Origin of the sequence: Streptomyces sp. Tu 2975, from assembly GCF_009832925.1 — a bacterium.
Classification (GTDB): domain Bacteria; phylum Actinomycetota; class Actinomycetes; order Streptomycetales; family Streptomycetaceae; genus Streptomyces.
On sequence record NZ_CP047140.1, the window covers coordinates 6,174,141 to 6,201,040 of the forward strand.

Below are 26,900 nucleotides of genomic sequence, written 5' to 3' on the forward strand. Positions count from 1 at the left end.
CAGCGCAGCAGTGCCTCAGTAGGCGCTGTTGACGTTGTCCATCGAGCCGTAACGGTCGGCCGCGTAGTTGCAGGCGGCGACGATGTTGGCGACCGGGTCGTACTGGTCCCACGAGGTGCCGGCGACGTGGTAGGCGTCGAAGGTCGGCTTGATGACCTGCAGCAGGCCCTTCGAGGGGACACCGTTGATGGCGTTGATGTCCCAGTTGTTGATGGCCCGCGGGTCACCGGAGGACTCCCGCATGATGTTGCGGTGGATGCCCTCGTAGCTGCCGGGGATGTCGTGCTTCTTCATGATCGACATGGCCTCGCGGATCCACCCGTCCAGGTTGTTCGGGTAGGTCACCTTCGCCGGGCGGGCGGCGGAGCGGCTCGCGGCCTGCTCCTTGGCGCGCTTCTCGGCGGCGGCCTTGGCGGCTGCCTTCTTCTCGGCGGCGGCCTTCTCGGCCTTCGCCTTCGCCTCGGCCTTGGCCTTGGCCTGGGTGGCCTGGAGCTGGGCCTCGAAGGCGGACTTCTGGCTGGTGATGCTCTCGTGGACGGCCGAGACCTGCTTGGCATCGGCCTTCCACGCGACGGGCGCCGCCGCGGCTGCTGCCTCGGTCTTCACGCCGGCCTCGGCTTCGCCCGACGGGGCGAGCGAGAGCGCGACGGTCGTGGCGGCGACGGCGGCGATGCCGGCCACGGCGGTCTTACGGTTCTTGAGGCGGCGGCGGATCTCAGGGGTGATGAACGCGGACATACAGACGTACCTCTTCGAATAGCGGAAAGTCGCTCCAGGCCGGTCGGCTCTGCGCTGTTCGGTAGCGACGTCGGCAATTCTTAGCTGGCGCAAAATCGCGTGGCAAAGGTGTGACGTACGATCCGCGGTAGTGGATCACATGTTCCCAATGTCCGGATTCGCCTGTGCTGTCCGTGCTCAGATGCCCCTTTTGTATCAACTAAAGAGTCTCGTAAGTGATCTGGGCCCTATGCGAGGGCTCACATCGGACCCGCCCCGTTCTCACCGTATGTTGCGTCAGCAATTCATTTAGTGAGGGCCCTCCGCAGGGAGTACGAGATGGACGTCGCCGAACTCGTGCCAGAGGTACCGCCGCCTCAACGCCTCGTCGTACGCGCAGGTCAGAGCATCCCTCCCGGCGATGGCCGCCAGCATCAGCAGGTGCGACGCCTCCGGTTCGTGCAGTCCTGTCAGCAGCCCGTCCACCGCCCGCACACCCCGTCGGGGGGTCACGACAAGGTCCGTCCAGCCGGAGACAGGACGCACCACCCCCTCGCCGTCCGCCGCCGACTCCAGGGCCCGCACGGCCGTCGTGCCCACCGCCACGATCCGGCCCCCGGCCGCTCGTGCCGCGTTCACCAGCCACGCCGTGGCCGCCGGCACCTCGAAGCGCTCCGGGTAGGGCGGCTCGTGCGCCTCCGCCGAGGCCACGCCTGTATGGAGCACGAGCGGCGCGAACTGCACCCCCCTGCTCACCAGGTCCGCCACCGCACCGGGCGTGAAGGGACGGGCTGCGCTCGGCATCTCCGCGGACCCCGAACCGTCGGGGGAGGGCAGCGCGAAGACCGTCTGATAGGCGGACAGGGGCTGGTCGCGTGCCGTGTAGCGGTAGCGGATCGGCCTGCCGTACCGCCCCAGCAGCGCCGGAACGTCCACGGACGCCGTCGCCCACCACAGGCGCTCGCCGCCCGGCACGAGCGGCGTCTCGAGCACAAGCTCGCCCCCGCCCGGTACTCGTACGACGGCCCCCGCCGGCCCCCCGGCGCGCGGCAGGGTGCTGCCCGCGCCGTCGGGCCGGCGCAGCTCCACCGCCCATCGCCCCAGGTCCCCGCGTGTCGAGAAGTGCACCACGACCGCCTCGCCGCCGAGCCGCCCGTCAATGGCGGCTGCCAGGGTCGCCGACGTGTTGACGACCAGCACGTCGCCGGCACGCAGCCGGCCCGGCAGGTCGCGGAAGTGGTGGTGGGACACCTCAGTGCCCCGCGAGACCAGCAGCCTCACGTCGTCCCGGCCCGACCCGCGCTCCTCCGCCGGCTCCCGGGCGGACAGTTCCTCCGGCACCCGCAGGGTCTCCAGGACGGCCACCGTGCGCTGCCCCGTCCTCATCGGGTCCCCAGCAGCGACGTGGCCGCGTACCGGCCGCTGGCGGGCCGCTCCCCGAGTAGTCGCAGGAAGGCGGGCGCCACGGACCCGGGGGAGGGGCGAGGGTCGTCGTCGTCCGGCACCGCGGCGGCGTACAGGTCCGTCTGCATGTCACCCGGGTCGACGCTCCACACCCGTAGACCCGGCTCCTCCACCGCCAGCACGGCGGCGAGTTGGTCGAGCGCTGCCTTCGAGGCGCCGTAGCCGCCCCAGGTCTCGTAGGCCGTGGTCGCGGCGTCCGAGCTGACCGCGACGACCGCCCCACCCGTCCGCGACGCCCGCAGCAGGGGCAGCGCCTCCTGGACCAGGCCCAGCGGAGCGACCACGTTGGTCTCCAGTGCCGCCCGAAGCCCCGCCGGCGACAGCGCCTCCAGCCGCACCAGCGGCTCGGCGCCCAGCGCGCTCGCGTTGTTCACCAGCAGATCGAGACCGCCCAGCCGCCCGGCCGCCGCCACCAGCTCGCCGCGGTGTCCGGCGTCCGTCACGTCCCCTGCCACCGCCACGACCCGGGTGCCGTACTGCGCCGCGTGCTCCGCGCTCTCCTTCAGTACCGCCGCGGTCCTGGCGCCCAGGACCAGGTCCCAGCCCTGCCGTGCGAGAGCCGCCGCCAGCGCCCGCCCCAGGCCTTTCGACGCTCCGGTGATCACTGCTACCGCCATGGTGCCCATCCCCTTGCCTCGTGCTGTCCGCTGTCGCTGTCCGACATGGATGGACTCAACGTAGGAACGCGGCCGGTCCCGCCGCCTCGTGCCCGAGGCCCTGGTCCACAAGGCACTTCGACCTACGTCCGCAGCCCTACGCGGACGCGGTCCCGGGACCGATACGGACCGTCACAGCCCGCCGGTACGGTTGGTCCATGAGTCACCGACCCGGCTCCGGCCTCGCGGCCGTGAGCACCGCGCTCCTCGCGATGAGCAGGCGCCTCGAGGTGCGCGACGTGCTGAAGACGATCGTGGCCTCGGCGCGTGAACTCCTCGACGCCGAGTACGCGGCGCTGGGTGTGCCCGACGACCACGGAGGCTTCGCCCAGTTCGTCGTCGACGGTGTCAGCGACGCCCAGTGGAAGGCGATAGGCCCGCTGCCCCGGCAGCACGGCATCCTCGCCGCGATGCTCCGCGACGCGAAGCCGGAGCGGCTCGCGGACGTCCGCAAGGACCCCCGCTTCGAGGGCTGGCCGTCGGCCCACCCCGACATGTCGGACTTCCTCGGCCTGCCGATCAAGGACGGCGAGGAGACCATGGGCGCCCTGTTCCTGGCGAACAAGCGGTGCCCCAAGCCGGAGGGCGGCTGCGGTTTCACGGAGGAGGACGAGGAACTGCTGGGCATCCTCGCCCAGCACGCCGCGATCGCCCTCACCAACGCCCGCCTCTACGAGCGCAGCCGCGAGCTCACCATCGCGGAGGAGCGCTCCCGTCTCGCCCACGAGCTGCACGACGCCGTGAGCCAGAAGCTGTTCTCCCTCCGGCTGACCGCCCAGGCCGCAGCCGCGCTCGTGGACCGCGACCCCGCCCGTGCCAAGGGCGAGCTCCAGCAGGTGGCGGTCCTCGCCGCGGAGGCCGCGGACGAGTTGCGCGCCGCCGTCGTGGAGCTGCGCCCCGCCGCGCTCGACGAGGACGGCCTGGTCAACACCCTCCGCACCCAGATACAGGTCCTCGACCGTGCCCACAGTGCGCGCGTCACCTTCGACACCTGCGGGATCAGGGCGCTGCCCGCCGCCCAGGAGGAGGCGCTGCTGAGGGTTGCCCAGGAGGCTCTGCACAACGCGCTGCGTCATTCCGGCGCGGCTCAGGTGGACGTGGCGCTGATCCGCCGGGGCCAGGGCGCCGTCCTCTCCGTCACGGACGACGGCAAGGGCTTCGAGCCGCGCACGGTCCGCCGTGCCGGTCGCCACTTGGGGCTCGTCTCCATGCGGGACAGGGCGAGCGGAGTCGGGGGCAGGCTCAAGGTCGAATCGGCGCCCGGCAGGGGCACCACGGTCGAGATGGAGGTCCCCGGTGGCTGACAAGAGGATCCGCGTGCTGCTGGTCGACGACCATCAGGTGGTGCGCCGCGGCCTGCGCACGTTCCTGGAGGTCCAGGACGACATAGAGGTCGTCGGCGAGGCGGGCGACGGCGCGGAGGGCGTCGTCCTCACCGAGGAGCTGAAGCCGGACGTCGTCCTGATGGACGTCAAGATGCCGGGGATGGACGGCATCGACGCCCTGCGGAAGCTGAGAGAGCTGGCCAATCCGGCCAAGGTCCTCATCGTGACCAGCTTCACCGAGCAGCGCACGGTCGTTCCCGCCTTGCGCGCGGGCGCTTCGGGATACGTGTACAAGGACGTGGACCCCGAGGCGCTGGCCGGCGCCATCCGTTCCGTGCACGCGGGTCATGTGCTGCTCCAGCAGGAGATCGCGGGGGCGCTGCTGTCCGAAGGCGATCCGGGCAACGGCACGGGCCGCGGGAACAGCCTCACGGAGCGGGAGCGCGAGGTGCTCGGCCTCATCGCGGACGGACGTTCGAACCGGGAGATCGCGCGGGCGCTGGTCCTCTCGGAGAAGACCGTCAAGACGCACGTCTCGAACATCCTGATGAAGCTGGACGTGGCGGACCGCACGCAGGCGGCGCTGTGGGCGGTCCGGCACGGGACGACGGATTGAGCGGAGCGTCATCCTCCGATCCGAGATTCATACTGTCGGGTGTATGTCACCCACACGGCGCATCCTGATCCACTCGCGGCCGTTCTCCATGGCGTGCTGCGGCGGCCGGCCGCAGCGAGTGCTCAGGAGGAATGACGAAGTGAAGAACCTGAAGAAGGCCGCAGCCCTCACGATGATCGCCGGAAGCCTCGTCGCGGCGGGCGCCGGTGTCGCGTCGGCCACGACCGGCGGCTCGCACGCCCACGGCGAGGCTGTGCATTCCCCGGGCGTCCTCTCGGGCAACCTGGTCCAGGTGCCGGTGCACGTCCCCGTGAACGTGGTCGGCAACTCGGTGAACGTGATCGGCCTGCTGAACCCGGCGTTCGGCAACGTCGGCGTCAACGGCTGACGCCACGCGCGACCGACCGCACGGCCCCGGGGCGCGGCCCCCCGGGGCCGCGCGGCGTTCCGTGCACGGGCGGGTGCCCGCTGCGCGGGGCGCGACCCTTCCCCGCCTCTTCCCGAACCGGGGGCAGGCCCCGGACCCCGTATCGCGCCTCGCGCGGTGCCTTCAAGCTTCCCCAGGGCCTGGCGGCCCTGGATGTAGGTGCCCCCAGGCGGGCCGGATTCCGCTCCGCGAAACCGGCCGCACCGGCAGCGGGGCGGGAAGCACGCAGCGGAGCGTCAGCTCCGCTCCCGTTCCTCCACATACGCGTTGTACGCCGCCACCTGCGCCCTCCGCGCCACCCGTTCCACCGGCCGCAGCGCCTCGCCCCGCGCCGCCATCTCCGACGCGCTCACCGCGCCCCCGTGCCCGTTCTCGTACGCCACGGAGATCAGCAGACCGATCCGCTGCGCGAGCTCCAGCACCCGTACCGCACGCGGCGGATAGCCCGGGGCCAGCGTCTCGGCCGCGCCCCGCTGCGCCCGCGCACGGTACGCGTCGAGTGCCGCCTCCGCCATCGGCCCGGACGCCGCCACGTCGAGCCGCGTCAGCGTCTCGGTCGCGTCCCGTAGGGCTTCCGCGAGTTCACGCTCCGCCTCGCCGAGCGAGGGCACGTCCGCCGGCGGCGCGTCCCGTACCGGCAGGCAGTGCCAGACGACCTCGACGTGGACGTCACCGGCCGGGCCGGCCTCGCGCACCTCGGGCACCAGCCCGTACGCCGCCCCCGTCGCGACGATGGCTTCCTCCGCCTCGAGTGCCCGCGCGTTGAACGCCGGCGGGCCGCTGAGCCCCAAGGGGTGTCCGGCGGCGGGAAGGGCGACCCGGAAGCCGGTCACACCGAGCGCCCGCAGGCGCCCCAGCGCCAGAGTGAGACCGACCGGCGCCGTCTCACCGGGCAGGCCCTCGACGCGGTGCACCGCGTCGTCGCCGACGATCGCGTGCACGGCGTCGTCCGGCGACACAAGTCCGGCCAACAGGGCATTTCCCCATGCGGCCAACCGTCCTGAGCGAGGTTCCGAAAGCATGCCACCAGCCTAGGGACCGGGCCGGGCGACCGGAGCACTCACCCGGTGGCGTAGGTTTTCCCTGGGTGGTGTGCCCACAGGTGCACAAAAGCACCCGAATCACACCCGAACACCTCAAGACGACTGCATGGGGAGACTACGCGCTCATGAGCGATGTACTGGAGCTGGTGGACGTATCCGTGGTCCGCGACGGACGCGCTCTGGTGGACGACGTCTCCTGGTCGGTCAAGGAAGGTGAGCGCTGGGTGATCCTCGGCCCCAACGGCGCCGGTAAGACCACCCTTCTCAACCTCGCCTCCAGCTATCTCTTTCCGACCACCGGCAAGGTGCAGATCCTCGGCGACCGCCTCGGCGCCGTCGACGTCTTCGAACTGCGGCCCCGTATCGGCATGGCCGGCATCGCCATGGCGGACAAGCTCCCCAAGCGCCAGACCGTCCTGCAGACGGTGCTCACCGCTGCCTACGGCATGACCGCGACCTGGCACGAGGACTACGACGAGGTCGACGAGCAGCGCGCCCGCGCGTTCCTCGACCGCCTCGGCATGACCGAGTACCTGGACCGCAAGTTCGGCACGCTCTCCGAGGGCGAGCGCAAGCGCACCCTGATCGCCCGCGCCATGATGACCGACCCCGAGCTGCTGCTCCTCGACGAGCCCGCCGCCGGGCTGGACCTCGGCGGCCGTGAGGACCTGGTCCGGCGACTGGGCCGGCTCGCCCGTGACCCGTACGCCCCCTCCATGATCATGGTGACCCACCATGTCGAGGAGATCGCGCCCGGATTCACGCACGTGCTGATGATCCGCCAGGGCAAGGTGCTCGCCGCCGGCCCGATGGAGACCGAGCTGACCTCCCGGAACCTCTCGCTCTGCTTCGGCCTGCCGCTCGTCGTCGAGCGCAACGGCGAGCGCTGGTCCGCCCAGGGACTCCCGCTCGGCTGAACTCCCGCTCGCTGGACCGCCTCACGGGCGACTCCCGCAGGGGCGATGCCCCACAGGCACTCCTGCACGTGCAACTCCCCATACGCACAACTCCCTTACGGGCAAGGTGACACGGCCTCGCCCCCTGTCCCGAGCGCGCCCGGCGGACCTACCATGCCCATGTGGACATCGACGCATGGGTGTGGTGGCTGATCGGCGCGGTCGGACTGGGCATTCCGCTCGTGCTGACCGCCATGCCGGAATTCGGAATGTTCTCCGCGGGCGCGGTGGCCGCGGCCGTCGTGGCGGCGGTCGGCGGCGGCACGGTCGCCCAGGTGCTCGTGTTCGCGGCGGTGTCGGTGGCGCTCATCGCCGTCGTGCGCCCGATCGCCAATCGGCACAGATCGCAGAGTCCCGGTTTCGCCAGCGGGGTGGACGCCCTGAAAGGTCGTCAGGCCATTGTGCTGGAGCGGGTCGACGGCAACGGCGGCCGGATCAAGCTCGCCGGCGAGGTGTGGTCCGCCCGCGCCTTCGACGCGACCATGGCCTACGAAGAAGGCCAGCAGGTCGACGTCATTGAGATCGACGGGGCGACCGCCGTCGTCATGTGACGCGCATTCCCCCGCCCGGCACCCCGTTCCCGCACGGATCGCGCGCGGAACGTCCTGAAGCCGCCGGGCAGAACGGGCCGAACCTCCCACGGAGCAGCCCGTGTTCTGGGAAACTGATCATCAGACTCATCCGGCAGCGAAGGGCACAGGGAACGCGATGCAACCGATCATCATCGTCCTGATCATTCTGGTGGTGCTGGTCTTCATCGCCCTGATCAAGACGATCCAGGTCATCCCACAGGCCAGCGCCGCCATCGTCGAGCGCTTCGGACGCTACACCCGCACCCTCAACGCGGGCCTGAACATCGTCGTCCCGTTCATCGATTCCATCCGCAACCGCATCGACCTGCGCGAGCAGGTCGTCCCCTTCCCGCCCCAGCCGGTGATCACCCAGGACAACCTGGTCGTCAACATCGACACCGTCATCTACTACCAGGTGACCGACGCCCGCGCCGCGACCTACGAGGTCGCCAGCTACATCCAGGCCATCGAGCAGCTCACCGTCACCACCCTGCGCAACATCATCGGTGGCATGGACCTCGAGCGGACCCTTACCTCCCGCGAGGAGATCAACGCGGCCCTGCGCGGCGTCCTCGACGAGGCGACCGGCAAGTGGGGCATCCGCGTCAACCGCGTCGAGCTCAAGGCCATCGAGCCGCCCACCTCCATCCAGGACTCGATGGAGAAGCAGATGCGCGCCGACCGTGACAAGCGTGCGGCGATCCTCACCGCAGAGGGCATCCGGCAGTCGCAGATCCTGACCGCCGAGGGTGAGAAGCAGTCGGCGATCCTGCGCGCCGAAGGTGAGGCCAAGGCGGCCGCGCTGCGGGCAGAGGGCGAGGCACAGGCCATCCGTACCGTCTTCGAGTCCATCCACGCCGGAGACGCCGACCAGAAGCTGCTCGCCTACCAGTACCTGCAGATGCTCCCGAAGATCGCGGAGGGCGATGCCAACAAGCTCTGGATCGTCCCCAGCGAGATCGGCGACGCCCTCAAGGGCCTCAGCGGCGCCATGGGCAACTTCAACCCCATGGCCGGCATGGGCGGCGGTGGCTCCGTGCCCAAGCAGACCGGCGGCAGCGGCACCGAGCGCCGCGAGCAGCCCCCCATCGACTGACGCCCACGCTCCTTCATGCATGATCGGTGAGGCCCCTCGACCTTGGAGGCGGGGAGGCGACTCACGGACCATGTAAGGAGATGGCGTTGTCCATCTGGGAAGCACTGGCGGTATTCGCGGCCGGCGTGGGAGCCGGCACCATCAACACCATCGTCGGCTCCGGCACCCTGATCACCTTCCCGGTGCTGCTCGCCACCGGGCTGCCCCCGATCACGGCGAACGTCTCCAACGCCCTGGGGCTCGTCCCCGGCTCCATCAGCGGCGCCATCGGCTACCGCGCCGAGCTGCGCGGACAGACCGCCCGGGTCCTCCGCCTCGGAGCCACCGCGCTCATCGGCGGTCTGGGGGGCGCGATCCTGCTTCTCGCGCTGCCGTCCGACGCCTTCGACACGATCGTCCCCGTACTGATCGCGCTCGCCCTGATCCTCATCGTCCTCCAGCCGCGCCTCGCCAAGGCCGTGCAGCGGCGCCGCGAGGCACGCGGCACCGAGCCGCGCCCGCACGGCGGCCCCGTCCTCCACACCGGCCTGCTCCTCGCCAGCGCGTACGGCGGCTACTTCGGCGCCGCCCAGGGGATCCTCTACCTCTCCCTCATGGGCCTGCTCCTCGACGACAGTCTGCAGCGGATGAACGCCGTGAAGAACGTCCTCGGCGCCGTGGTCAACGGAGTCGCCGCAGTCTTCTTCCTCTTCGTCGCCGAGTTCGACTGGACCGCCGTCCTGCTGATCGCCGTCGGATCCGCCATCGGCGGCCAACTCGGCGCCGGAATCGGCCGCAAGCTCAAACCCACCGTGCTGCGCGGCATCATCGTCGTCGTCGGCACCGTCGCCATCGTCCAGCTCCTGCTGCGCTGAAACGACGAGACCCGCCCCCCTCGTGTTCCAGGGGAGCGGGTCGTCGTCGCCCGGCTACGCGGCAGGCTGCGCCGCCAGCCAGTCCGGCAGCGCCGCACGCTCGCCCGACCGCAGACCCAGCAGCATTGCGTCCGCCGGCGACGGTACGAACGGCTCGTGCAGCAGCGGCATCCCCGCCTGCTCCGGCGTACGGTCCGCCTTGCGGTGGTTGTCCTCGGCGCAGGACGCCACCGTGTTCAGCCAGCTGTCCGCGCCACCGTGCGATTTCGGCACCACGTGGTCCACCGTCGTGGCACGCCGCCCGCAGTAGGCGCACCGGTGCTGGTCCCGCACCAGCACACCCCGCCTCGACCACGGCGCCTGTCTTCGGAACGGCACCCGTACGTATCTGCAGAGCCTGATCACCCGGGGCACCGGAAGATCCACCGCCGCCGCACGCACCCTGAGCGCCGGGTGGGACTGCTCGACCACGGCCTTGTCCTGAAGCACCAGCACGACCGCGCGGTTGAGCGTCACCGTCGACAACGGCTCGAAGCTCGCATTGAGCACCAGTGTGTCCCGCATCCTGCCCACCTCCGTTCGCCGGCCCGGCCCCCGTCGGCGGGCATCAGCCTGGATCAACTCTGGCCGGGCGCGCCGAGATGGACAACGCAATATCTGTGCCTTGCCGGGGAGGACACCTGAACCCCTGGCAACAAAACTGCCCTGCCCTGATCTCTCCAAGACCAGGGCAGGGCAAACTCCGGGCGAACTCTCGGCCGACCTCTCGGCCGAAATGTCAGCTTTCCGCGGGGGCTTCGTACTCGCCGATCAGCTGGGCGCGCGCGATCGTGTGGAAGCGCAGATTGAAGCCGACGACCGCGGGAGAGGCGTCGGAGTCCGGTCCGAGCTTCTCGGTGTCCACCGCGTACACGGTGAAGACGTACCGGTGCCTCTCGCCCGCCGGCGGAGCGGCCCCACCGAAGTCCTTCGTCCCGTAGTCGTTACGGACGTGGAGGGTGCCCTCGGGCAGCCCCTCGAACTTCCCGCCGCCCGCACCCGCCGGCAGTTCCGTCACCGACGCCGGGATGTCGAAGAGCACCCAGTGCCAGAAACCACTGCCGGTCGGCGCGTCCGGGTCGAAGCACGTCACTGCGAAGCTCTTGGTCTCCGCGGGAAAGCCCTCCCAGCGCAGATGCGGCGAGGTGTTGCCCGCCGCCTGGACCTGGGAGTCCTTCAGTACCGACCCCGGCTCGACGTCGTCGCTCACCACCGTGAACGACGGCACCGCCGGATGAAAGTCGTGGGGAAGCGGAGCCCTCTTGAGCTCGGTCACGTCAAACCCTCCGAATCGGCCGTTCTGCGTCTCGCGCACTGCCTCGCGTTCCGAGACTAGAGCCAGTTGCGACGGCCGCCGACATCCGCCAGCCACTGATTGAGGTAGGCCGCCCAGTCGGTCGACCCGAAGTCCTCGTGATCCACCTTGAACGCCTTGTACGAGTCGCTGCTCTCACTGAAGAGGCCGGGCTTCTTGTCCATCTCCAGGATGACGTCCATCTCGCGGTCGTCGGCGACGAATGTCAGCTCGACCTGGTTCAGTCCGCGGTACTGCTGCGGCGGAAGGAACTCGATCTCCTGGTAGAACGGCAGCCGCTGACGGGTCCCCCGGATGTGACCGCGTTCCATGTCGGCGCTCTTGAAGCGGAAACCGAGCTGGACGAAGGCGTCGAGGATCGCCTGCTGAGCCGGCAGCGGGTGCACGTGGATCGGGTCGAGGTCGCCCGAGTCCACGGCGCGCGCGATCTCCAGCTCCGTCGTCACACCGATGTCCATCCCCCGCAGACGCTGTCCCTCGATGGTGGTGACCGGGGTCTCCCACGGGATCTCGAGCCCGAAGGGCACCACGTGCACCGCTCCGGCCTTCACCACGAAGGCACCGCCGAGCCGCTGCTTGGTGAACTCGATGTCCTGCTTGACCTCCTGGTCACCGCCCTCGACCTCGACGCGGGCCTGGAGACCGACGGACAGCCCCTCGATCTGCTGATCCACCGAGCCGCCCTGGATGCGAACCTCGCCCTGGACGACACCGCCGGGGACGACGTTCGCCTCGGTCAGCTCCGTCTCCACGGAGGCACCACCGGCACCCATGCTCGCAAGCAGCTTCTTGAAGCCCATGTCCACTCCTTCTTGGTCCTGACCCCTACATACGCCCGATGACCGTAGTCGGTTCCCCCCGGCGTGGAGAGGATCCCCGGTACGCTCGAACGCAATGATCGAGAGCTTTGACCGTACGCCGCTGCCCCGGGACCACTTCGACCGCCCGGTGCTGGAAGTCGCACCCGACCTTCTCGGCTGCACGTTGACCCGCCTGACCGACGACGGCCCCATCGAACTGCGCATCACGGAGGTGGAGGCGTACGCGGGAGAGGCCGATCCCGGTTCGCACGCCTTCCGCGGCCGAACCGCACGCAACGAAGTGATGTTCGGCCCGCCGGGGCACGCGTACGTCTACTTCACCTACGGGATGTGGCACTGCCTCAATGTGGTGTGCGGCCCGGAGGGCCGGGCGAGCGGAGTCCTGCTCCGCGCCGGCGAGGTGACAGTGGGCGCCGACCTGGCGCGCAAACGTCGACTCTCGGCCCGACATGACAAGGAACTGGCCAAAGGCCCGGCCAGGCTGGCCACTGCGCTCGATGTGGACCGCAGCCTCAACGGAGCCGACTTCTGCCTCGGCCCGGACGCGCCGCTCTCTCTTCTCCCGGGACACCGGCCCACGCCCGACCAGGTCAGAAACGGCCCGCGTACCGGGGTGGGCGGCGAGGGCGCATTCCATCCGTGGCGCTTCTGGATAGACGGCGACCCGACGGTCAGTCCCTACCGGGCCCACGTGCCGCGCCGGAGGCCCTCGGCGCAACTTGACTCGGATGCCGGGGACGCCTAACGTAGCCCGAGCCGCTTGAGACGGAGCACTGCTGTTCAGCAGATCCGGAGCGGCCATCCACTACTTACGACAAACCCGAACGGGTGCGATTTCGGCATGCCGAAATTCAATCCCCTTGACTCGATTATGAGTCGCCCGGGAAATCCGCTAAAGTAGTGAACACGCCGGAGGGCCGAAAGGCCGGAAAGCACACCGAGGAAATCGGATCGGAAAGATCTGATAGAGTCGGAAACGCAAGACCGAAGGGAAGCGCCCGGAGGAAAGCCCCAGAGAATGTTCTGCGGGTGAGTACAAAGGAAGCGTCCGTTCCTTGAGAACTCAACAGTGTGCCAAAAATCAACGCCAGATATGTTGATACCCCGTCCATCTTCGGATGGTCGAGGTTCCTTTGAAAAAGTCCATCCCGCTTGCGGGGTGGCAATCACAGCGAGGACGCTGTGAACAACCGGTCTTATTCCGACCGGTTGTTCCGCTCTTCGGATGTGCACCCGGCTGTGTCTATGCACTGACTGGGCTAAACATTCATGGAGAGTTTGATCCTGGCTCAGGACGAACGCTGGCGGCGTGCTTAACACATGCAAGTCGAACGATGAACCTCCTTCGGGAGGGGATTAGTGGCGAACGGGTGAGTAACACGTGGGCAATCTGCCCTTCACTCTGGGACAAGCCCTGGAAACGGGGTCTAATACCGGATAACACTGCGGATCGCATGGTCTGCGGTTGAAAGCTCCGGCGGTGAAGGATGAGCCCGCGGCCTATCAGCTTGTTGGTGGGGTGATGGCCTACCAAGGCGACGACGGGTAGCCGGCCTGAGAGGGCGACCGGCCACACTGGGACTGAGACACGGCCCAGACTCCTACGGGAGGCAGCAGTGGGGAATATTGCACAATGGGCGAAAGCCTGATGCAGCGACGCCGCGTGAGGGATGACGGCCTTCGGGTTGTAAACCTCTTTCAGCAGGGAAGAAGCGAAAGTGACGGTACCTGCAGAAGAAGCGCCGGCTAACTACGTGCCAGCAGCCGCGGTAATACGTAGGGCGCAAGCGTTGTCCGGAATTATTGGGCGTAAAGAGCTCGTAGGCGGCTTGTCACGTCGGATGTGAAAGCCCGGGGCTTAACCCCGGGTCTGCATTCGATACGGGCAGGCTAGAGTGTGGTAGGGGAGATCGGAATTCCTGGTGTAGCGGTGAAATGCGCAGATATCAGGAGGAACACCGGTGGCGAAGGCGGATCTCTGGGCCATTACTGACGCTGAGGAGCGAAAGCGTGGGGAGCGAACAGGATTAGATACCCTGGTAGTCCACGCCGTAAACGTTGGGAACTAGGTGTTGGCGACATTCCACGTCGTCGGTGCCGCAGCTAACGCATTAAGTTCCCCGCCTGGGGAGTACGGCCGCAAGGCTAAAACTCAAAGGAATTGACGGGGGCCCGCACAAGCAGCGGAGCATGTGGCTTAATTCGACGCAACGCGAAGAACCTTACCAAGGCTTGACATATACCGGAAAGCATCAGAGATGGTGCCCCCCTTGTGGTCGGTATACAGGTGGTGCATGGCTGTCGTCAGCTCGTGTCGTGAGATGTTGGGTTAAGTCCCGCAACGAGCGCAACCCTTGTTCTGTGTTGCCAGCATGCCCTTCGGGGTGATGGGGACTCACAGGAGACTGCCGGGGTCAACTCGGAGGAAGGTGGGGACGACGTCAAGTCATCATGCCCCTTATGTCTTGGGCTGCACACGTGCTACAATGGCCGGTACAAAGAGCTGCGAAGCCGTGAGGCGGAGCGAATCTCAAAAAGCCGGTCTCAGTTCGGATTGGGGTCTGCAACTCGACCCCATGAAGTCGGAGTTGCTAGTAATCGCAGATCAGCATTGCTGCGGTGAATACGTTCCCGGGCCTTGTACACACCGCCCGTCACGTCACGAAAGTCGGTAACACCCGAAGCCGGTGGCCCAACCCCTTGTGGGAGGGAGCTGTCGAAGGTGGGACTGGCGATTGGGACGAAGTCGTAACAAGGTAGCCGTACCGGAAGGTGCGGCTGGATCACCTCCTTTCTAAGGAGCACATGGCCGACTGCGAGCGAATGACTCGCACGGTCGCTCATGGGTGGAACGTTGATTATTCGGCAGGGTCTTGTCGCCTGCCGCTTCCAGTACTGCTCTTCGGAGCGTGGAACGAGGCGGTCGGGTAAGGGATGCTGCCGGGCACACTGTTGGGTGTCTGAGGGTGCGAGCGTTGCTCGTCCTTCGGGATGCCGGCCCCAGTGAACTCGTCGCGTAGGTGACGGGGTGGTGGGTGGCTGGTCGTTGCTTGAGAACTACACAGTGGACGCGAGCATCTGTGGCCAAGTTTTTAAGGGCGCACGGTGGATGCCTTGGCACCAGGAACCGATGAAGGACGTGGGAGGCCACGATAGTCCCCGGGGAGCCGTCAACCAGGCTTTGATCCGGGGGTTTCCGAATGGGGAAACCCGGCAGTCGTCATGGACTGTCACCCATGCCTGAACACATAGGGCATGTGGAGGGAACGAGGGGAAGTGAAACATCTCAGTACCCTCAGGAAGAGAAAACAACCGTGATTCCGGGAGTAGTGGCGAGCGAAACCGGATGAGGCCAAACCTACGACGTGTGATACCCGGCAGGGGTTGCGTCGTGGGGGTTGTGGGATCTCTCTTTCATTGTCTGCCGGCAATGAGACGAGTCAGAAACCGTTGATGTAGGCGAAGGACATGCGAAAGGTCCGGCGTAGAGGGTAAGACCCCCGTAGCTGAAACATCAACGGCTCGTTTGAGAGACACCCAAGTAGCACGGGGCCCGAGAAATCCCGTGTGAATCTGGCGGGACCACCCGCTAAGCCTAAATATTCCCTGGTGACCGATAGCGGATAGTACCGTGAGGGAATGGTGAAAAGTACCGCGGGAGCGGAGTGAAATAGTACCTGAAACCGTGTGCCTACAAGCCGTGGGAGCGTCGCTGTATGTGCTTGCACATGCAGTCGTGACTGCGTGCCTTTTGAAGAATGAGCCTGCGAGTTAGCGGTGTGTAGCGAGGTTAACCCGTGTGGGGAAGCCGTAGCGAAAGCGAGTCCGAACAGGGCGATCGAGTTGCACGCTCTAGACCCGAAGCGGAGTGATCTAGCCATGGGCAGGTTGAAGCGGAGGTAAGACTTCGTGGAGGACCGAACCCACCAGGGTTGAAAACCTGGGGGATGACCTGTGGTTAGGGGTGAAAGGCCAATCAAACTCCGTGATAGCTGGTTCTCCCCGAAATGCATTTAGGTGCAGCGTCGTGTGTTTCTTGCCGGAGGTAGAGCACTGGATAGGCGATGGGCCCTACCGGGTTACTGACCTTAGCCAAACTCCGAATGCCGGTAAGTGAGAGCGCGGCAGTGAGACTGTGGGGGATAAGCTCCATGGTCGAGAGGGAAACAGCCCAGAGCATCGACTAAGGCCCCTAAGCGTACGCTAAGTGGGAAAGGATGTGGAGTCGCAGAGACAACCAGGAGGTTGGCTTAGAAGCAGCCACCCTTGAAAGAGTGCGTAATAGCTCACTGGTCAAGTGATTCCGCGCCGACAATGTAGCGGGGCTCAAGCGTACCGCCGAAGTCGTGTCATTCCAGCATGAGGGCCAACGCCCGCTGGGATGGGTAGGGGAGCGTCGTGTGCCGGGTGAAGCAGCCGCGGAAGCGAGTTGTGGACGGTTCACGAGTGAGAATGCAGGCATGAGTAGCGATACACACGTGAGAAACGTGTGCGCCGATTGACTAAGGGTTCCTGGGTCAAGCTGATCTGCCCAGGGTAAGTCGGGACCTAAGGCGAGGCCGACAGGCGTAGTCGATGGACAACCGGTTGATATTCCGGTACCCGCTTTGAAACGCCCAATATCGAATCAGGCGATGCTAAGTCCGTGAAGCCGCCGGCTGAGTCTTCGGACGAGGTCGGAGTGGTGGAGCCGACGAACCAGACTTGTAGTAGGTAAGCGATGGGGTGACGCAGGAAGGTAGTCCAGCCCGGGCGGTGGTTGTCCCGGGGTAAGGGTGTAGGCCGTGGGGTAGGCAAATCCGCCTCACGTTAAGGCTGAGACCTGATGCCGAGCCGATTGTGGTGAAGTGGATGATCCTATGCTGTCGAGAAAAGCCTCTAGCGAGTTTCATGGCGGCCCGTACCCTAAACCGACTCAGGTGGTCAGGTAGAGAATACCGAGGCGTTCGGGTGAACTATGGTTAAGGAACTCGGCAAAATGCCCCCGTAACTTCGGGAGAAGGGGGGCCATCACTGGTGATCCGATTTACTCGGTGAGCTGGGGGTGGCCGCAGAGACCAGCGAGAAGCGACTGTTTACTAAAAACACAGGTCCGTGCGAAGCCGTAAGGCGATGTATACGGACTGACGCCTGCCCGGTGCTGGAACGTTAAGGGGACCGGTTAGTCACTCTTCGGGGTGGCGAAGCTGAGAACTTAAGCGCCAGTAAACGGCGGTGGTAACTATAACCATCCTAAGGTAGCGAAATTCCTTGTCGGGTAAGTTCCGACCTGCACGAATGGCGTAACGACTTCTCGACTGTCTCAACCATAGGCCCGGTGAAATTGCACTACGAGTAAAGATGCTCGTTTCGCGCAGCAGGACGGAAAGACCCCGGGACCTTTACTACAGTTTGATATTGGTGTTCGGTTCGGCTTGTGTAGGATAGGTGGGAGACTGTGAAGCTTGGACGCCAGTTCAGGTGGAGTCGTCGTTGAAATACCACTCTGGTCGTGCTGGATGTCTAACCTGGGTCCGTGATCCGGATCAGGGACAGTGTCTGATGGGTAGTTTAACTGGGGCGGTTGCCTCCCAAAGAGTAACGGAGGCGCCCAAAGGTTCCCTCAGCCTGGTTGGCAATCAGGTGTTGAGTGTAAGTGCACAAGGGAGCTTGACTGTGAGACCGACGGGTCGAGCAGGGACGAAAGTCGGGACTAGTGATCCGGCGGTGGCTTGTGGAAGCGCCGTCGCTCAACGGATAAAAGGTACCCCGGGGATAACAGGCTGATCTTCCCCAAGAGTCCATATCGACGGGATGGTTTGGCACCTCGATGTCGGCTCGTCGCATCCTGGGGCTGGAGTCGGTCCCAAGGGTTGGGCTGTTCGCCCATTAAAGCGGTACGCGAGCTGGGTTTAGAACGTCGTGAGACAGTTCGGTCCCTATCCGCTGTGCGCGTAGGAGTCTTGAGAAGGGCTGTCCCTAGTACGAGAGGACCGGGACGGACGAACCTCTGGTGTGCCAGTTGTCCTGCCAAGGGCATGGCTGGTTGGCTACGTTCGGAAAGGATAACCGCTGAAAGCATCTAAGCGGGAAGCCTGCTTCGAGATGAGGACTCCCACCTCCTTGAGAGGGTAAGGCTCCCAGTAGACGACTGGGTTGATAGGCCGGATATGGAAGCCCTGTAAGGGGTGGAGTTGACCGGTACTAATAGGCCGAGGGCTTGTCCTCATTTGCTCGCGTCCACTGTGTGGTTCCCGGGTTGCGAACAGTCGCACCGGTTGAACCAGTTTCACTTATTAACTAAAAAGTGTGCTTGTTCGCTAGAACCCGATAGGGTTTCGGTGGTCATAGCGTTAGGGAAACGCCCGGTTACATTCCGAACCCGGAAGCTAAGCCTTTCAGCGCCGATGGTACTGCAGGGGGGACCCTGTGGGAGAGTAGGACGCCGCCGAACAATCTTTCAGGACCCTTGGTCCAGCGTTCACGCTGGACCAAGGGTCCTTTTTGTTTTTCCGAGAATGACGAAGCGCGGCCGATCGCCGACTGCGCGAGAATGACTGTGGTACCCGATGACAGGAGTCACGCCGATGTCCCCCAACTCTTCCGACGATCGTCCGGAACGCGAACCGCGTCGCAAGGACGGCGGTGACAGGGGCGGCTTCCGCGGCGGTCGCGACGACAGGGACCGTGGTCCCCGCCGTGACAACGACCGCGGTGACCGCGGTGGCTTCCGTGGTGCCCGCGACGACCGCGGCGGTCGCCCCGCCGGCGGTGGCGGTGGCGGCTTCCGCCGCGACGACCGCCCCGGTGACCGCGACCGCGGCCCCCGCCGCGAGGACGATCGCGGTGGCTACCGAGGCCCCCGCGAGGGTGGCGACCGTGGTGGTCGCCCCAGCGGTGGCGGCGGATACGCGCCTCGTCCTGCCGGTGGCGGTGGCGGTGGCTTCCGTCGCGATGACCGTCAGGGTGGGTTCCGTCGTGACGAGCGTCCCGGTGGTGACCGTGGTGGGTACCGCGGTCCGCGTGACGACCGTCGTGACGAGCGCCCCGCCGGCGGTGGCGGTGGTGGCGGCTTCCGCCGCGACGACAGGCGCGACGACCGTGGCGGTCGCCCCGCCGGTGGTGGCGGCGGTGGCTTCCGCCGTGACGACCGTTCCGGTCAGAGCGGCTACCCGCGTCGCGATGACCGTCAGGGCGGGTTCCGTCGTGACGAGCGTCCCGGTGGTGACCGTGGTGGCTACCGCGGTCCGCGTGACGACCGTCGTGACGAGCGCCCCGCCGGTGGCGGTGGCGGCTTCCGTCGTGACGATAGGCGTGACGACCGCGGTGCCCGTCCCGCCGGTAGTGGCGGCGGCTTCCGTCGTGACGACCGTCGCGATGATCGCCGTGACGACCGTTCCGGTCAGAGCGGCTACCCGCGTCGCGACGACCGTCAGGGCGGGTTCCGTCGTGACGAGCGTCCCGGTGGTGACCGTGGTGGCTACCGCGGTCCGCGTGACGACCGTCGTGACGAGCGCCCCGCCGGCGGTGGCGGTGGCTTCCGTCGTGACGACCGTCGCGATGATCGCCGTGACGACAGGCGCGACGACCGCGGTGCCCGTCCCGCCGGTGGTGGCGGTGGCTTCCGTCGTGACGACCGTCGCGATGATCGCCGTGACGACAGGCGCGACGACCGTCGTGACGACCGTTCCGGTCAGAGCGGCTACCCGCGTCGCGACGACCGTCAGGGTGGGTTCCGTCGTGACGACCGCTCCGGTGGTGGTGGTTACGCGCGGCGTGACGACGACCGTGGTGGCTTCCGTGGCCCCCGTCGTGAGGATCGCGACCGCGGTGGTTACCGCGGTTCTCGTGACGACCGCGGAGACCGCGGCGGCTACGGGCGGCGTGACGACCGGGACCGTCCCGACCGCGAGCCCGTCAAGCGGCTCCCGATCCCCGACGACGTCACCGGCGACGAGATCGACAAGGACGTCCGGCAGGAGCTCCAGAGCCTGCCCAAGGGCCTCGCGGAAGATGTCGCCCGTAACCTCGTCATGGTCGCGAACCTGATCGACGAGGACCCCGAGCAGGCGTACGCCTACTCCCGTATCGCGCTGCGGCTCGCGTCCCGTGTTGCCGCCGTGCGTGAGGCCGCGGGCTTCGCCGCCTACGCGACGCAGAAGTACTCGGAGGCGTTGGCGGAGTTCCGTGCCGCGCGGCGGATGACGGGCACCGTGGAGCTGTGGCCCGTCATGGCCGACTGCGAGCGTGGACTCGGGCGGCCCGAGCGGGCGCTGGCGATGGCCGGCGAGCCGGAGGTGCAGAAGCTGGACAAGGCCGGTCAGGTGGAGATGCGGCTCGTCGCCGCCGGAGCGCGCAGGGACATGGGGCAGCTGGACGCCGCCATCGTGACCCTGCAGAGCCCCGAGCTCGCCTCCAGCTCCGTCCAGCCCTGGACGGCGCGGCTGCGTTACGCGTACGCCGACGCGCTCCTTGCGGCCGGCCGTGAGAACGAGGCCCGGGAGTGGTTCGCCAAGGCGCTCGAGGCGGACAAGGACGGCGCCACCGACGCGTCGGACCGGCTCGCCGAGATGGACGGTGTCGAGTTCGTCGACGCCCTGCACGACGACGAGGGCGACCCGGACGCCGAGGTCCACGAGGGCGACCAGGGTGCAAAGGCCGACGCCGGGGACGACGACCTGAGCACCGGCAGTGACCCCGAGGCCGCCGACGACGGCACCGACGCCGAGCCGGACGCCGGTTCGGACAGGTCCGGCGACCAGTCGTAACGCGCGACGCACATGAATGAGGGCGGCACCCGGTCCACGGGTGCCGCCCTCAGTCGTTTCCGCCCGGGACGTCAGTCCAGCGTGAGGCTCCGCAGAACCAGCCCCGTCGCCGGCTTCGGTCCGAACGACGTCGACTTGCGGGGCATCGTGACGCCTTGGAGCGCCAGCTCCCGCACCACGTCCTCCCGTACCGGGTGCAGCAGCACCGCTGTGCTGCCGTCGCGTTCGGCCTTGGTGACGGCAGCCGGGGCGTCGTGGATGTAGGCGATGTGCTCGGGGTCGTCCGGGATCTGCCAGACCTGTTCCAGGAGCGTGGAGTGCAGCACCGTGGCGTCCAGGGTGCGCCAGGCCTCCGGCGGACCGCTCGGCACGGTGCGGTTCAGCAGTCCGGCGTCGGGACGGTCGACGAGGTGGAACCGGCCGTCCCCGGCGAGGAGGAAGGCGTTGCCCTCGCCGACGGCGTCGGCCAAGGCGTCCAGGGCATGCGGCAGCGGTACGTCGAGGTGCCTGACCCGGAAGGAGCCGTTCAGTGCCGTGAGCGCCCGGCCGACCGGCAGGCCGTGCAGCAAGCGGTGGATGGCCCGTACCTGAAGGGGGTAGCGGGCGGAGTCGATCAGCAGCACCAGACCGTAGTTCCACGGGCCGGGCGAGGTTTGTTCCGCGCGCAGTCGCAGATAGGTCGCCCAGCGATGGTGGCCGTCGGCGATCATCGCCTGATGCCGCTTCAGATCCTCCTGGATCTCAGCCAGTTCCCCGGCGTCAGTGACGCACCACAGACGGTGGCTGAAGCCGTCCTCCGTGGTCGTGGACAGCAGCGGCGAGCGCCGGACCGTGCGTTCGATGACGGCCGTCGTGCCGACGGCCTTGCCGGAGCCGCGGTACGTGAGAAGCAGCGGTTCCAGGTTCGCCGCCGTCGTGCGCATCAGGGACGCGCGGTCGGCGACGACATCCGGCATGACGCCCTCGTGGGGCAGGACGACGCCGTCGGCCGGCTCCGAGAGCGCCAGCGCCCCGATGACGCCGCGTTGCAGGACATCACCCTTGCGCTGCTCGTAGACGTACAGGGCGGGCTCGTCGTCCGCGGCGAGGACACCTTCCTCGAGCCAGCGCGTGAGCGTCTGCGCGGCCTGGTGGTGGCGGTCCTCCGTGGTGGTCGACTGGGGGAGGATCAGACGCACGATGTTGTGCGGGTCCGCCGACTCCAGGTGGTGCAGGCCGTCCGGTCTGACGACCACGTCGTACGGCGGCGAGGTCACGGCGGCGAGGCTGCCCACCCGCTCGGGGACGTAGCGCAGTCCGCGGAACGGGATCAGATGCAGGCCACCGTCGGCCGCAGGACCTTCGTTGTTCATCAGGGCATCGTATGCGCGTGACGGCATGAGCGATGATCGGGGGAGTGGGCATGCCCGGTCACCGGGAGCGCGGGAACCAGCGAGGAGCGGAAGCGGATGAGTCAGCAGGGCGTGAACCGGCCGAGCGGAAGCACACGGGCGCTGAGCGAGGCGTACGACACCGCCCTTCTCGACCTCGACGGGGTCGTGTACGCGGGCGGTGAGGCGATCGTGCACGCCGTCGAGTCGCTGGCGACGGCCAGGGAGCAAGGAATGCACCTGGCGTACGTGACGAACAACGCCCTGCGCACCCCCGATGTGGTGGCCGCTCATCTCACCGAGCTGGGCATCCCGACCGGGCCCGGCGATGTGATCAACTCCGCGCAGGCGGTGGCCCGGCTCATCTCCGAGCAGGTGCCTCCCGGGTCCCGGGTGCTCGTGATCGGGGGCGACGGGCTGCGGGTCGCCCTGCGCGAGCGCGGTCTCGTGCCGGTGGAGTCGGCGGACGACGACCCCGCCGCCGTCGTGCAGGGCTACGGGGGTCCCGAGCTCCCCTGGGGCCGGTTCGCGGAAGCCTGTTACGCGATCGCGCGGGGTGTGCCGTGGTTCGCCTCCAACACCGACCTGACGATCCCGAGCGCCCGCGGCATCGCGCCCGGCAACGGCGCTGCCGTCGAGGTCGTACGGATCGCGACGGGGGCGGAGCCGCAGATCGCGGGCAAGCCGCTGCCGCCGATGCACAAGGAGACGATCCTGCGCACCGGCGCCGAGCGGCCGCTGGTCGTGGGGGACCGGCTGGACACGGACATCGAGGGGGCGTTCAACGGCGGCGTCGATTCGCTGCTCGTACTGACCGGGGTGACGGACGCGGCGCAGCTGCTCGCGGCCGCGCCGCAGCACCGGCCGACCTATGTGGACGCCGATCTGCGCGGCATGCTGACCGGGCAGCCCGAAGTGACGGAGCGCGACGGCGTGTTCGGCTGCGGCGGATGGACGGCGTCGGTGCGCGGGGAGGAGCTGGCGCTCGACGGCGACGGCGATCCGCTGGACGGCCTGCGCGCGCTGTGCGGTGCGGCATGGACGGACGCGGGCGGCGGTTCCTGCGCTCTCGACACGGGGAAGGCACTGGCCCGCCTGGGGCTTTAGGGCTCCCCGGGCCGTCAGCCTCCCCCGAGAGGTGATGCGAGGGTAGGCTAACCTAACTGCGTGTTGGTCGAGAGTCCCCCGAAACGGAGCGCGGAGCCTGCGTCCGCACCCGCAACACCCGAGCGCCACGCCCTGCGTGCCTTGGGGCTGCTGGTGTCGTGCGGCGTCCTGCTGCTGATCTGCGTCGCGAGCATCGCCGTGGGCGCCAAGTCGATTCCGCTCTCCGACGTGTGGGACGGGCTGTTCCACAGCACGGGCACCGGTAACGACGTGATCATCAGGGACGTCCGCGTCCCACGGACCCTGCTGGGGCTCGTCGTCGGCGCGGCTCTCGGTGTCGCGGGCGCGGTGATGCAGGCCCTGACCCGCAACCCGCTGGCCGAACCCGGCCTGTTGGGCGTGAGCGCCGGGGCGTCGGCCGCGGTCGTGTCCGCCATCAGCTTTTTCGGCGTCACATCGCTCACCGGCTACGTGTGGTTCGCGTTCCTCGGCGCCGCCGTGGTCTCCGCCGCCGTGTACGTCCTCGGCGGCAGTCGCGGCGCCACCCCCGTACGCCTCGCGCTCGCCGGTACGGCCGCCACCGCCGCCCTGTACGGCTACATCAACGCCGTCCAGCTGCTGGACGCGGCCGCGCTCGACCGGCTGCGCTTCTGGACGGTCGGCTCGCTCGCCTCCGCCGACATGGGGACCATCACCAAGGTCCTGCCGTTCATCGCCGCGGGACTGGTGCTCTCCATGCTGCTGGCCCGGCCGCTGAACGCGATGGAGATGGGCGACGACACCGCCCGCTCCCTGGGCGCGCACCTGACCCGCACCCGCATCCTGTCGATGCTCGCCATCACCCTGCTGTGCGGTGCGGCGACCGCGGCCTGCGGCCCCATCGTCTTCGTCGGTCTGATGATCCCGCATGTCGTCCGCGCCGTCACCGGCCCGGACATGCGGTGGATCCTGCCGTACGCGGCGGTCCTCGCGCCCGTCCTGCTGCTCGGCGCGGACGTCGTCGGCCGGGTCGTCACCCGACCCTCCGAGCTTCAGGTCGGCATCGTCACCGCCCTGATCGGCGGGCCGGTCTTCATCCAACTCGTACGCCGCAAGAGGATGGCCCAGCTGTGAAGGCCGTGAAAGCACTACGCACGCCGGGCGGGCTGTCCGTACGGCTCGACGCCCGAGCGGCGTCCGTCGTCACACTGCTCGCGGTGGCCGCGGCGGCGGTCGCTGTCGTCCTCATCGGCAGCGGGGACTTCCCGATGTCGTTCGGCGACGTGACCGCCACACTCCTCGGAAACGGCACCGCCGCGCAGGAGTTCATCGTCCAGGACGTGCGGCTGCCGCGGGTGCTGGTGGCGGTACTCGTCGGGGCGTCGCTCGCCCTCAGCGGTGCCATCTTCCAGTCCCTGTCCCGGAACCCGCTGGGCAGCCCCGACGTCATCGGCTTCTCCCAGGGGTCCACCGTCGGCGCGCTCACCGTGATCGTGCTCTTCGGCGGCGGCTCGCTCGCCGTCGCGGGCGGCGCGGTCGCCGGCGGGCTCGTCACCGGCATCGCCGTCTACACGCTCGCGTGGAAGCGCGGGGTGCAGGGCTTCCGGCTGGTGCTCGTCGGCATCGGCGTCGCCGCCATGCTCACGGCGGTCATCCACTTCCTGATCACCAAGGCCAACCTCGTGGACGCCACCAGGGCCACGCTCTGGATGACCGGCTCGCTCGACGGCCGTGACTGGGCGCAGGTGTGGCCGCTGGCCGGGATGTGCGCGGTGCTGATGCCGGTGGTGTTCGCGCACGGGCGGCCGCTGCGGATGCTGGAGATGGGCGACGACGCGGCATACGCGCTCGGCGTGCCCGTCGAACGCACCAGGATCGTCCTCATGGGCTCCGGCGTGCTGTTCATCGCCGTCGCCACGGCCGCCGCGGGCCCCATCGCCTTCGTGGCACTCAGCGCACCCCAGCTGGCGCGCCGGCTCACCCGCTCGCCCGGGCCGAATCTCGCCGCGGCCGCCGTCATGGGCGCGGCGCTCCTCCTGGTCGCGGACTGGACCGCCACCAACGCGTTCGGCGACCGCATGCTGCCGGTCGGCGTCGTCACGGCGGTGCTCGGCGGCGGCTACCTGCTCTGGCTGCTCGTCACCGAACGCAAGGCGGGGCGGATATGACGACGGGTACGGACACGGACAGGGTCAAGGACATGCGTACGGGCGCCGGCGCGACCGCCGCCCACCTCACAGAGAACTCCAGGAGTACGACGACGATGCAGCGCCTCACCGCGGAATCGGTCACCCTCGGCTACGACCAGCGGGTCATCGCGGAGGACCTGTCCGTCGAGATACCCGACAACTCCTTCACCGTCATCGTCGGCCCCAACGCCTGCGGAAAGTCGACGCTGCTGCGGGCCCTCTCGCGGATGCTGAAGCCCACGAAGGGCAGGGTCCTGCTCGACGGGGAGACCATCCACTCACTGCCCGCGAAGAAGGTCGCCAGGACGCTGGGGCTGCTGCCGCAGTCGTCGATCGCACCCGACGGGATCACGGTCGCCGACCTCGTGGCGCGCGGTCGCTACCCGCACCAGGGCCTGCTGCGGCAGTGGTCGCCGGAGGACGAGCGGATCGTCGAGGAGTCGATGGCCGCGACGCGGGTCGGCGAGCTGGCCGACCGCTACGTCGACGAGCTGTCCGGCGGGCAGCGCCAGCGGGTCTGGATCGCGATGGCACTGGCCCAGCAGACGCCGCTGCTGCTGCTCGACGAGCCGACCACCTACCTCGACATCCAGCACCAGCTCGAAGTGCTCGACCTGTGCGCCGAGCTGCACGAGTCCCAGGGGCGCACGCTGGTCGCCGTCCTGCACGACCTCAACCAGGCCGCGCGCTACGCCACGCATCTCGTCGCCCTCCGCGACGGCAGGATCGTCGCGGAGGGGGCGCCGTCGGAGGTGGTCACGGCGGAGCTGGTGGAGCAGGTCTTCGGCGTGAAGAGCCAGATCATCGAGGACCCGGAGTCCGGTACGCCGCTGGTGATTCCGGCGTCGCGGCGGGGGGCCGGCGCGAAGGTGTCGTGACGGTGCGGATCCGTGGCGCCTGCGGCGCTGGAGTGGGGAGACCCCCCGCGCCCGGCTAGAGCAGCGTCCGCAGGCGCAGCAGGTCGCGGAAGCCCGCCTCCAGGCGGACCCTGCCCGATCCCCACGCCTTCGCGAAGTTCAGCGCGCCGTCCACCATCGACACCAGGTCGTCGCCCGTCATCGCCAGGCTGATCTGCGCCTTCTCCCGTGGCGGTCCCGGTGAGGTGTCCGTCACCGTGATCCGGCCGTTCTCCAGCCGGCCGGTGAACGTGACGTCCAGGTCCGTGATGTGGCAGCTGAGGGAACGATCGAGGGCGGCAGCGCCCCGTACATCGCCGTTCGCCGTCGCCAGGTTGTCGGAGAGTCTCTCGAGCGCGCCGCGGCACTCCTGCGTGGTGGCCATCGGCGGCGAGGTTACCGCAGGGCTTCGCGGTAGCGTCTGGGCATGAGCGACTCGATGCCCGCCCCCGGTCCGCAGGAGCCCGACGGCGTACCGGCGGCGGAGGCGTACGACCCCGCGGCCCCCGCGCCGCTGGGTGTGCAGCGTGTGCCCACCGGCGACGCCGGTGTCGACGCGCTGCTGGAGCGGTTGGGCGATGTCGACCACCTCGCTGCGGACGGGCACCGTGAGGTGTACGAGGATGTACACCGGGGGCTCAGGGATGCGCTGACCGCGCTCGACACCCGCCCGGGACCCCACCCGGAACCGCACAACCACAGGAGCTGAAC

The 26,900-nt window shown here is 68.1% G+C and carries 23 protein-coding genes, 3 rRNA genes and 1 pseudogene; 18 read left to right on the forward strand and 9 right to left on the reverse strand.

What is annotated here, in order from left to right; genetic code table 11:
* Positions 1 to 15 precede the first annotated feature (15 nt).
* The 3 genes from GLX30_RS27415 to GLX30_RS27425 form a co-directional block, all read right to left on the reverse strand.
* Positions 16 to 738 carry a transglycosylase SLT domain-containing protein gene (locus GLX30_RS27415; RefSeq protein WP_159693286.1) on the reverse strand — a complete coding sequence of 241 codons (723 nt, stop codon included), beginning with the start codon at positions 736 to 738 and terminating at the stop codon, positions 16 to 18.
* A gap of 288 nt (positions 739 to 1,026) precedes the next feature.
* A complete protein-coding gene (locus tag GLX30_RS27420; protein ID WP_159693288.1) occupies positions 1,027 to 2,103 on the reverse strand; it encodes an S-adenosylmethionine:tRNA ribosyltransferase-isomerase in 1,077 nt (358 codons plus the stop codon).
* Entirely contained in the window at positions 2,100 to 2,798 is a 699-nt protein-coding gene (locus tag GLX30_RS27425; protein ID WP_159693290.1) for an SDR family NAD(P)-dependent oxidoreductase, read from the reverse strand. The genes GLX30_RS27420 and GLX30_RS27425 overlap by 4 nt, the downstream gene beginning before the upstream one ends.
* Before the next feature lie 197 nt (positions 2,799 to 2,995).
* Here GLX30_RS27425 and GLX30_RS27430 point away from each other — a divergent pair, with 197 nt between their 5' ends.
* From GLX30_RS27430 to GLX30_RS27440, 3 genes are all read left to right on the forward strand, one after another.
* Positions 2,996 to 4,141: a GAF domain-containing sensor histidine kinase gene (locus GLX30_RS27430; RefSeq protein ID WP_159693292.1), complete on the forward strand. Its 1,146-nt coding sequence runs from the start codon at positions 2,996 to 2,998 to the stop codon at positions 4,139 to 4,141.
* Positions 4,134 to 4,778: a response regulator transcription factor gene (locus tag GLX30_RS27435; RefSeq protein ID WP_159693294.1), complete on the forward strand. Its 645-nt coding sequence runs from the start codon at positions 4,134 to 4,136 to the stop codon at positions 4,776 to 4,778. Before GLX30_RS27430 ends, GLX30_RS27435 begins: the two co-directional genes overlap by 8 nt.
* Positions 4,779 to 4,917: 139 nt before the next feature.
* Positions 4,918 to 5,166, forward strand: a complete 249-nt coding sequence (locus tag GLX30_RS27440; protein ID WP_159693296.1) for a chaplin — start codon at positions 4,918 to 4,920, stop codon at positions 5,164 to 5,166.
* A 275-nt stretch (positions 5,167 to 5,441) separates the two neighbouring features.
* Here the strand turns inward: GLX30_RS27440 and GLX30_RS27445 are convergent, their stop codons facing one another.
* Entirely contained in the window at positions 5,442 to 6,227 is a 786-nt protein-coding gene (locus GLX30_RS27445) for a hypothetical protein (RefSeq protein ID WP_159693298.1), read from the reverse strand.
* Positions 6,228 to 6,373: 146 nt separating this feature from the next.
* Between GLX30_RS27445 and GLX30_RS27450 the strand changes: the two genes are divergently transcribed.
* The 4 genes from GLX30_RS27450 to GLX30_RS27465 all read left to right on the forward strand — a co-directional run bounded on the left by GLX30_RS27450 (position 6,374) and on the right by GLX30_RS27465 (position 9,726).
* Positions 6,374 to 7,165 carry an ABC transporter ATP-binding protein gene (locus GLX30_RS27450; RefSeq protein WP_159693300.1) on the forward strand — a complete coding sequence of 264 codons (792 nt, stop codon included), beginning with the start codon at positions 6,374 to 6,376 and terminating at the stop codon, positions 7,163 to 7,165.
* 161 nt (positions 7,166 to 7,326) lie between these two features.
* Positions 7,327 to 7,755: an NfeD family protein gene (locus GLX30_RS27455; RefSeq protein ID WP_159693302.1), complete on the forward strand. Its 429-nt coding sequence runs from the start codon at positions 7,327 to 7,329 to the stop codon at positions 7,753 to 7,755.
* Positions 7,756 to 7,912: 157 nt separating this feature from the next.
* Complete coding sequence (locus GLX30_RS27460; RefSeq protein WP_159693304.1) at positions 7,913 to 8,872, forward strand: SPFH domain-containing protein; 960 nt, start codon at positions 7,913 to 7,915, stop codon at positions 8,870 to 8,872.
* An 80-nt stretch (positions 8,873 to 8,952) separates the two neighbouring features.
* Positions 8,953 to 9,726, forward strand: coding sequence for a sulfite exporter TauE/SafE family protein (locus GLX30_RS27465; protein ID WP_208545493.1), 774 nt, complete (start codon positions 8,953 to 8,955; stop codon positions 9,724 to 9,726).
* Positions 9,727 to 9,780: 54 nt separating this feature from the next.
* On the opposite strand, the gene GLX30_RS27470 is transcribed toward GLX30_RS27465, so the two are convergent.
* The 3 genes from GLX30_RS27470 to GLX30_RS27480 all read right to left on the reverse strand — a co-directional run bounded on the left by GLX30_RS27470 (position 9,781) and on the right by GLX30_RS27480 (position 11,880).
* Positions 9,781 to 10,290, reverse strand: coding sequence for an HNH endonuclease (locus GLX30_RS27470; RefSeq protein ID WP_159693308.1), 510 nt, complete (start codon positions 10,288 to 10,290; stop codon positions 9,781 to 9,783).
* 214 nt (positions 10,291 to 10,504) lie between these two features.
* A complete protein-coding gene (locus GLX30_RS27475) occupies positions 10,505 to 11,041 on the reverse strand; it encodes a YbhB/YbcL family Raf kinase inhibitor-like protein (RefSeq protein WP_159693310.1) in 537 nt (178 codons plus the stop codon).
* 56 nt (positions 11,042 to 11,097) lie between these two features.
* Positions 11,098 to 11,880 carry a sporulation protein gene (locus tag GLX30_RS27480; protein WP_159693312.1) on the reverse strand — a complete coding sequence of 261 codons (783 nt, stop codon included), beginning with the start codon at positions 11,878 to 11,880 and terminating at the stop codon, positions 11,098 to 11,100.
* A gap of 94 nt (positions 11,881 to 11,974) precedes the next feature.
* On the opposite strand from GLX30_RS27480, the gene GLX30_RS27485 reads away from it, so the two are divergent.
* From GLX30_RS27485 to GLX30_RS34680, 6 genes and pseudogenes are all read left to right on the forward strand, one after another.
* Entirely contained in the window at positions 11,975 to 12,646 is a 672-nt protein-coding gene (locus GLX30_RS27485) for a DNA-3-methyladenine glycosylase (RefSeq protein WP_159693314.1), read from the forward strand.
* 521 nt (positions 12,647 to 13,167) lie between these two features.
* A 16S ribosomal RNA gene (locus GLX30_RS27490) occupies positions 13,168 to 14,695 on the forward strand.
* Between the two features lie 288 nt (positions 14,696 to 14,983).
* A 23S ribosomal RNA gene (locus GLX30_RS27495) occupies positions 14,984 to 18,108 on the forward strand.
* A gap of 109 nt (positions 18,109 to 18,217) precedes the next feature.
* Positions 18,218 to 18,334, forward strand: a 5S ribosomal RNA gene (rrf, locus tag GLX30_RS27500).
* Together the 16S, 23S and 5S rRNA genes form the textbook arrangement of a ribosomal RNA operon.
* A 220-nt stretch (positions 18,335 to 18,554) precedes the next feature.
* Positions 18,555 to 19,166: pseudogene (locus tag GLX30_RS35490) on the forward strand (hypothetical protein); the annotation flags it as partial.
* 747 nt (positions 19,167 to 19,913) lie between these two features.
* Entirely contained in the window at positions 19,914 to 20,648 is a 735-nt protein-coding gene (locus tag GLX30_RS34680) for a tetratricopeptide repeat protein (RefSeq protein ID WP_244258507.1), read from the forward strand.
* A gap of 71 nt (positions 20,649 to 20,719) precedes the next feature.
* On the opposite strand, the gene GLX30_RS27510 is transcribed toward GLX30_RS34680, so the two are convergent.
* On the reverse strand, positions 20,720 to 22,000 hold the full coding sequence (locus GLX30_RS27510) for a DUF1015 domain-containing protein (RefSeq protein ID WP_159693318.1): 1,281 nt from the start codon (positions 21,998 to 22,000) through the stop codon (positions 20,720 to 20,722).
* Positions 22,001 to 22,096: 96 nt separating this feature from the next.
* Between GLX30_RS27510 and GLX30_RS27515 the strand changes: the two genes are divergently transcribed.
* The 4 genes from GLX30_RS27515 (at position 22,097) to GLX30_RS27530 (ending at position 26,171) form a co-directional block, all read left to right on the forward strand.
* Complete coding sequence (locus GLX30_RS27515) at positions 22,097 to 23,125, forward strand: HAD hydrolase-like protein (RefSeq protein ID WP_159693320.1); 1,029 nt, start codon at positions 22,097 to 22,099, stop codon at positions 23,123 to 23,125.
* Positions 23,126 to 23,185: 60 nt separating this feature from the next.
* Positions 23,186 to 24,238 carry an iron chelate uptake ABC transporter family permease subunit gene (locus GLX30_RS27520; RefSeq protein ID WP_159693322.1) on the forward strand — a complete coding sequence of 351 codons (1,053 nt, stop codon included), beginning with the start codon at positions 23,186 to 23,188 and terminating at the stop codon, positions 24,236 to 24,238.
* Entirely contained in the window at positions 24,235 to 25,272 is a 1,038-nt protein-coding gene (locus GLX30_RS27525; RefSeq protein ID WP_159693324.1) for an iron chelate uptake ABC transporter family permease subunit, read from the forward strand. Before GLX30_RS27520 ends, GLX30_RS27525 begins: the two co-directional genes overlap by 4 nt.
* A 95-nt stretch (positions 25,273 to 25,367) precedes the next feature.
* Entirely contained in the window at positions 25,368 to 26,171 is an 804-nt protein-coding gene (locus GLX30_RS27530) for an ABC transporter ATP-binding protein (protein WP_159695283.1), read from the forward strand.
* Between the two features lie 55 nt (positions 26,172 to 26,226).
* On the opposite strand, the gene GLX30_RS27535 is transcribed toward GLX30_RS27530, so the two are convergent.
* Complete coding sequence (locus GLX30_RS27535) at positions 26,227 to 26,574, reverse strand: SCP2 sterol-binding domain-containing protein (protein WP_159693326.1); 348 nt, start codon at positions 26,572 to 26,574, stop codon at positions 26,227 to 26,229.
* 42 nt (positions 26,575 to 26,616) lie between these two features.
* Between GLX30_RS27535 and GLX30_RS27540 the strand changes: the two genes are divergently transcribed.
* Positions 26,617 to 26,898, forward strand: a complete 282-nt coding sequence (locus GLX30_RS27540; RefSeq protein ID WP_159693328.1) for a hypothetical protein — start codon at positions 26,617 to 26,619, stop codon at positions 26,896 to 26,898.
* Positions 26,899 to 26,900 lie beyond the last annotated feature (2 nt).

Bases quoted from the DNA above. Each gene is read 5' to 3' on its own strand.
- GLX30_RS27480 (WP_159693312.1), bottom strand. From the start codon at position 11,880: ATGGGCTTCAAGAAGCTGCTTGCGAGCATGGGTGCCGGTGGTGCCTCC.
- GLX30_RS27415 (WP_159693286.1), bottom strand. From the start codon at position 738: ATGTCCGCGTTCATCACCCCTGAGATCCGCCGCCGCCTCAAGAACCGT.
- GLX30_RS27425 (WP_159693290.1), bottom strand. From the start codon at position 2,798: ATGGCGGTAGCAGTGATCACCGGAGCGTCGAAAGGCCTGGGGCGGGCG.
- GLX30_RS27530 (WP_159695283.1), top strand. From the start codon at position 25,368: ATGCAGCGCCTCACCGCGGAATCGGTCACCCTCGGCTACGACCAGCGG.
- GLX30_RS27515 (WP_159693320.1), top strand. From the start codon at position 22,097: ATGAGTCAGCAGGGCGTGAACCGGCCGAGCGGAAGCACACGGGCGCTG.
- GLX30_RS27510 (WP_159693318.1), bottom strand. From the start codon at position 22,000: ATGAACAACGAAGGTCCTGCGGCCGACGGTGGCCTGCATCTGATCCCG.
- GLX30_RS27465 (WP_208545493.1), top strand. From the start codon at position 8,953: ATGGCGTTGTCCATCTGGGAAGCACTGGCGGTATTCGCGGCCGGCGTG.
- GLX30_RS27445 (WP_159693298.1), bottom strand. From the start codon at position 6,227: ATGCTTTCGGAACCTCGCTCAGGACGGTTGGCCGCATGGGGAAATGCC.
- GLX30_RS27470 (WP_159693308.1), bottom strand. From the start codon at position 10,290: ATGCGGGACACACTGGTGCTCAATGCGAGCTTCGAGCCGTTGTCGACG.
- GLX30_RS27420 (WP_159693288.1), bottom strand. From the start codon at position 2,103: ATGAGGACGGGGCAGCGCACGGTGGCCGTCCTGGAGACCCTGCGGGTG.
- GLX30_RS27450 (WP_159693300.1), top strand. From the start codon at position 6,374: ATGAGCGATGTACTGGAGCTGGTGGACGTATCCGTGGTCCGCGACGGA.
- GLX30_RS27485 (WP_159693314.1), top strand. From the start codon at position 11,975: ATGATCGAGAGCTTTGACCGTACGCCGCTGCCCCGGGACCACTTCGAC.
- GLX30_RS27430 (WP_159693292.1), top strand. From the start codon at position 2,996: ATGAGTCACCGACCCGGCTCCGGCCTCGCGGCCGTGAGCACCGCGCTC.
- GLX30_RS27540 (WP_159693328.1), top strand. From the start codon at position 26,617: ATGAGCGACTCGATGCCCGCCCCCGGTCCGCAGGAGCCCGACGGCGTA.
- GLX30_RS27460 (WP_159693304.1), top strand. From the start codon at position 7,913: ATGCAACCGATCATCATCGTCCTGATCATTCTGGTGGTGCTGGTCTTC.
- GLX30_RS34680 (WP_244258507.1), top strand. From the start codon at position 19,914: ATGGTCGCGAACCTGATCGACGAGGACCCCGAGCAGGCGTACGCCTAC.
- GLX30_RS27535 (WP_159693326.1), bottom strand. From the start codon at position 26,574: ATGGCCACCACGCAGGAGTGCCGCGGCGCGCTCGAGAGACTCTCCGAC.